Annotated in this window: 5 protein-coding genes; 1 reads left to right on the top strand and 4 read right to left on the bottom strand. The window is 65.6% G+C overall.

Annotated features, from left to right (window positions below):
* The 3 genes from EOA75_RS29090 to EOA75_RS29080 form a co-directional block, all read right to left on the bottom strand.
* Positions 1 to 1,077 (bottom strand): ABC transporter transmembrane domain-containing protein (locus EOA75_RS29090; RefSeq protein ID WP_245466772.1); only part of this gene is annotated, 1,077 nt, incomplete at its 3' end.
* A 7-nt stretch (positions 1,078 to 1,084) separates the two neighbouring features.
* Entirely contained in the window at positions 1,085 to 1,432 is a 348-nt protein-coding gene (locus EOA75_RS29085; protein ID WP_067321203.1) for a metalloregulator ArsR/SmtB family transcription factor, read from the bottom strand.
* Positions 1,433 to 1,557: 125 nt separating this feature from the next.
* A complete protein-coding gene (locus EOA75_RS29080) occupies positions 1,558 to 3,153 on the bottom strand; it encodes a LysM peptidoglycan-binding domain-containing protein (protein ID WP_127241183.1) in 1,596 nt (531 codons plus the stop codon).
* Positions 3,154 to 3,269: 116 nt separating this feature from the next.
* On the opposite strand from EOA75_RS29080, the gene EOA75_RS29075 reads away from it, so the two are divergent.
* Entirely contained in the window at positions 3,270 to 3,881 is a 612-nt protein-coding gene (locus tag EOA75_RS29075; protein ID WP_066997348.1) for a TIGR00730 family Rossman fold protein, read from the top strand.
* A gap of 70 nt (positions 3,882 to 3,951) precedes the next feature.
* Here EOA75_RS29075 and EOA75_RS29070 read toward each other — a convergent pair.
* Positions 3,952 to 4,680 (bottom strand): LysR family substrate-binding domain-containing protein (locus EOA75_RS29070; protein ID WP_127325773.1); only part of this gene is annotated, 729 nt, incomplete at its 5' end.

The raw sequence follows: 4,680 nt of genomic DNA, 5'->3' as shown, positions 1-4,680 counted from the left end.
GCCGGCACTCACCTTCAACGGCCTGGCGTCCGGCTTGTCGACAATCTCCTGAGGCACGTCGAGCAGGTCGAACATGTGCTCGATATCGGTCAAGCCCTGGCGGATTTCGCGATAGATGAAGCCGATGAAGTTGAGCGGCACCGACAGCTGCATCAGCATGGCGTTGATGAAGACGAAATCGCCGACCGACTGCGTGCCGGCCTGCACCTCCAGCGCCGACATGCACATGACGACGACCGTGCCGAGGCCGAAGATGAGACCCTGGCCGAAGTTAAGCCAGCCGAGCGAGGTCCAGGTCTTGGTGGCGGCGGTTTCATAACGCGCCATCGAGCGGTCGAAGCGCTCGGCTTCCATGCGCTCATTGGTGAAATATTTGACCGTCTCGAAATTCAAGAGCGAGTCGATCGCCTTGGTGTTGGCGTCGGTGTCGCTTTCGTTCATGTCGCGGCGGATCGAGATGCGCCAGTCGCTGGCCTTGACCGTGAACCAGACATAGATCCACACGGTGACCGCGACCACGGCGACGTATTTCCAGCCATAGGTGTAGGCGAAAATGCCGGCCGTCAGCGCGAATTCGAGAATGGTCGGCGCCGTGTTCAGCATGACAAAGCGCACGATCGTCTCGATGCCCTTGGTGCCGCGCTCGATGATGCGCGACAGACCGCCGGTGCGGCGCTCAAGATGGAAGCGCAGCGACAGCTGATGCATGTGGACGAAGGTGCGGAAAGCAAGCTGGCGCACCGCGTATTGGCCGACGCGGGCAAACAGCGCGTCGCGCAGCTGGTTGAAGCCGAGCTGGACCAGCCTCAGCACATTATAGGCGATGACCAGCATCACCGGCGCGAGCATGAAGGCGGGCAGCGGCGGCGGCGTCTTCGAGGCGTGGGCGAGCGCATCGGTTGCCCATTTGAAGAAATAGGGGCCGGCGACCAGGGTGACCTTGGCGACGACGAGAAGCAGCGTCGCCCAGGTGACGCGGGCTCTCAAGTCGGCACGGTCGGCCGGCCACATATAGGGCCACAGATTGCGCAGAGTGGTGAGGGTGCCGGTTTCGGCGGAGACGGTCTTGTCGGCCATTTTGTTCTTAGCTTTCTTTCATGCTTTCGCCGCAGCAGGAATCGACCAGGGCCGCGAGCGACGCCGAGACCTCGGCGAGCGTAGCGCGGTCCACCGCGTAGCGTGAACGCTGGCGATCCGCCTCGAAGCGGACGAGCCCTGCTTCGACCAGGATCTTCAGATGCTGCGAAACGGTCGACTGGGCGAGATCGAGATGATCGACCACCTCGCGGCAGGAGCAGCAGCTACTGGCCGAGAGATGCTTCAGGATCTCAATGCGTGCCGGATGCGACAGCGCCGCGAACCGCGTGGCGATGCCGCGGCTGTCGAGGGCTCGGCTATTGAGGGCGCGGTTGACGGATAGGGATTCGGTCATCGTTCATCGCCGATAAACGATGGAGGATGAGAGGGCAAGCCAGGCGGATGGGTAGCACGGTAGGAAGTGTCGAACGCCGGCGTCCCTCTGCCCTGCCGGACATCCCCACGAGGGGGATTGCGCTCTTACTCCGTCTTTGGCGCCGTCATCTGGTCACCCATGGCCTTCATGTCGGCCGGCTCGCCTTCCTTCGACTTGCCGGGGACCTTGAAGACCTGACCGGGCCAGATGCGGTCGGGATTGCGGATCTGATCCTGGTTGGCGAGATAGATGGTCGAGTAGCGCACGCCATGGCCATAGACGCGCCGCGAGATGCGCCAGAGCGTATCGTTGCGGCGGATGATGACGGCTCCATCGACGTGTTCGAGCTTCGGCGCCATGGTTTCAGGCACGTCGGCCGCAGGATTCGCTTCGGCGACCTCGGCCGACGTGTCGGCGGTCGCGGCGGGCTTGCCCGCTTCGTCGGTAGCGGTGGCCGGCGCCGTCGTCTCGGCGGGATTGGCCGCCCCGGACTTCGCCTCCGCGGGCTGGGACCCCGCACCCTGGGCGAGCTTGCTGTCGGCGGGCTTGGTCTGGTTGGGCGCGACGGCGGCAATCGACTCGCCGGGCTCGCGTTCGAACGGGACAGCGGCGCGGGCGACGACCTTGACGCCGTCGTCGGCCAGGCCGTCGACATGAATGGTGTGGTTGCCGACCGGAATGTCGCGCGCCGCCTCGATCAGGAAATGGCCGTCAGGCGAAGTTTTCGCCTCGCCAAGCAGTACATCGTCGGCATAGGCGCGCACCTTGCGGCCGGGATCGGCCCTGCCCGCGACGAAGATCTTGCCGCCGTCGATCTCAACCGCCTCGACGGCGATCTTCGGTTCGTCTGCGGCGGCGTTCTGGGTCGCGGGAGCCGAAGCCTGATCCGTAGCTGCCGGTGCCGTTGCAGCCGGCGGCGCCGCCGGGGCAGACGCCGCCGGCGCGGTTGCGGCCGGGACCTGCGGATCCGGGGCGGCTGCCTGACCGGTGGCGGCAGTTGCCGCCGGCTTGGCCGCGGGCTGCGGAATAGTCAGCAATTCGGACGGCTTGCCGGGCTCCTCGACCATCGCCAGCACCTGGCCGGTCGGGCTCTGCGGCACCGAGACGACGGCGGTCTGCGCCGAGGCGACGGCGACGCCGCCAGCGGTCGAGCGCAGCGTGATCGTGTAGTCGCCCGGCTTCAGCGGATCGTCGAGCACGATGGCGAAGGCACCATCGGGACCGGCATCGGTCGAGCCGAGCACCGTGCCGCCGTTCAGGACCTCGACCTTGGCATTGGGCGCCGCGCTGCCGGCGACGACAATCGAGCCATTGCCTTCGACGCGCACGACATCGAAGGTTGGCAGCGTGGGTCCTGCGGCGGCCGGCGCCTGAGCGGCCGGGGCGGATTCCGCCGGGGCCGTCGCGTTGTTGGCAGGCGCCGTTGCATTGTTGGCGGGCGCCATCTTGTTGGCCGGCGCCATCGTGTTGTTGGCCGGCGCCATTGTATTGGCCGGGGCTTGCGCCTGCGGTACGCGCGCCTCGGTGGAGGTGCTTGAGGATTCGGCCGGCTTCGTGCCTGCCTGCGGCAGCGACGCGACCTGCGGCGGATTCTGCTTGTTGATGTATGGGTCGAGCGCGCCCGACCCGTAGGCGACTGCCGCGACGACGGCAACGCCGCCCGCCGCGAACAAAAACGCCTTGGAAGAATTGATAGCCATAATCTTTTCTGCCCCTTAGCCACCTAACGCCGGTCTAGCGTGTTTTCACCAAGCTCACAAGAAAAAGCCCGTCCTTGGGCTTGACCGCGCCAACCGTCCCTATCACCAATCATGACATGAACACGATTCGATCCGTCTGCGTCTATTGCGGTTCGTCTCCGGGCCGCGACGAGGCCTATGTCAAGGCCGGCCACCTGCTCGGCCGCTCGCTGGCGAAGTCCGGCCTGCGCCTGATCTATGGCGGCGGCACCAAGGGAATCATGGGCGCCGTCGCAGACGGGGCACTCAAGGCCGGCGGCAAGGTGACCGGCATCATCCCGCGCTTCCTGATCAACAAGGAGGCGACCGAGACCGCTCTCGACAAGCTCGACGAGCTGGTGATCACCGACAACATGCACGAGCGCAAGCACAGGATGTTCGAGAAATCCGACGCCTTCGTGGCGCTGCCGGGCGGCATCGGCACGGTCGAGGAGATCGTCGAGATCATGACCTGGGCGCAACTCGGCCATCACCGCAAGCCGATCGTGTTCGCCAACATCAAGGCCTTCTGGGACCCGATGCTGGCGCTCATCGAGCACATGTCGGGCGAAGGCTTCATCCACACCGCACATAGGGTGAAGCCGCTGGTGGTCAACGACCCCGAGGCCATCGTCGCCGCCATCATGGTGGCGGGCTCGTCGGTCGACGCGCCGACGGAAGGTGTGCAGGCGGTGATCGACAAAATGTAAGGTGAATGGTGAATAGTGCGGATCGCGTGAGGCGAAATCTGTCCACCGCCAGATAGCAACCATTCGCTATTCACCATTCACCGTTCACCGTCCTCCTCAAATCCTCAATCACCGCCCTCCGGTCATTGCGCCGCCAGGCGAGATGGATTTCAACGCTGCGCTTGAACCATGGCAGGTCGCGAAAGACGATGCCGGCCGGCGCAGCGCTTTGCAGGCTTTCCTGTACCGTCGCTAGGCCCAGCCCGGCGCTGACCAGGCCGAGCGAGGTCAAGGGATCGGCCGTCTCGTAGGCGATGTCGGGCACGAAACCGACCTCCATGCAGGCCGCCAGGAACTGCGCGCGGTTGGTGTCATCGGGTTGGCGCACGACGGTGATCCAGACGCGGGCGTCAAGATGGCGGGGCCTGATGTCGCTCGCATCGACAAGCGGATCGCCTTCGGGGATCGCCAGCACCAGCGGTTCGCGCCGCACCAGCATGCTCTCGATATCCGGATCGCCTTGCGGCGCCGGCGCGTAGACGAATCCGAGGTCGAGCACGCGCTGGCGCAGATCCTCGAACTGCGCGGCCGTGCGGCGGCTTCTCAGTTGCAGATGAAAATCCGGCCGCTCGCGGCGGAATTCCCTGAGCATCGCGGCGATCAGCCCGGCATGCACCGCCCCCTCGACGTAGCCGATGGCGAGGCTGCCGGTCGCGCCGCTTGCAAGCTTGCGGCCGAGCTCCTCCAGCCGCGCGGCATTGACGAGCAGAGCGAGCGGCTCGGCAAGGAAAGCACTGCCCGCGGCGTTGAGACGGACGCG

Origin of the sequence: Mesorhizobium sp. M1A.F.Ca.IN.022.07.1.1, assembly GCF_003997575.1 — a bacterium.
Classification (GTDB): Bacteria; Pseudomonadota; Alphaproteobacteria; order Rhizobiales; family Rhizobiaceae; genus Mesorhizobium.
Note: the sequence above shows the minus strand (reverse complement) of the source record. Positions and strands in the feature narration are given on the sequence as shown.

Excerpts from the sequence above, each read along its gene's own strand:
- EOA75_RS29080 (WP_127241183.1), bottom strand. The coding sequence starts at position 3,153 with ATGGCTATCAATTCTTCCAAGGCGTTTTTGTTCGCGGCGGGCGGCGTT.
- EOA75_RS29075 (WP_066997348.1), top strand. The coding sequence starts at position 3,270 with ATGAACACGATTCGATCCGTCTGCGTCTATTGCGGTTCGTCTCCGGGC.
- EOA75_RS29085 (WP_067321203.1), bottom strand. The coding sequence starts at position 1,432 with ATGACCGAATCCCTATCCGTCAACCGCGCCCTCAATAGCCGAGCCCTC.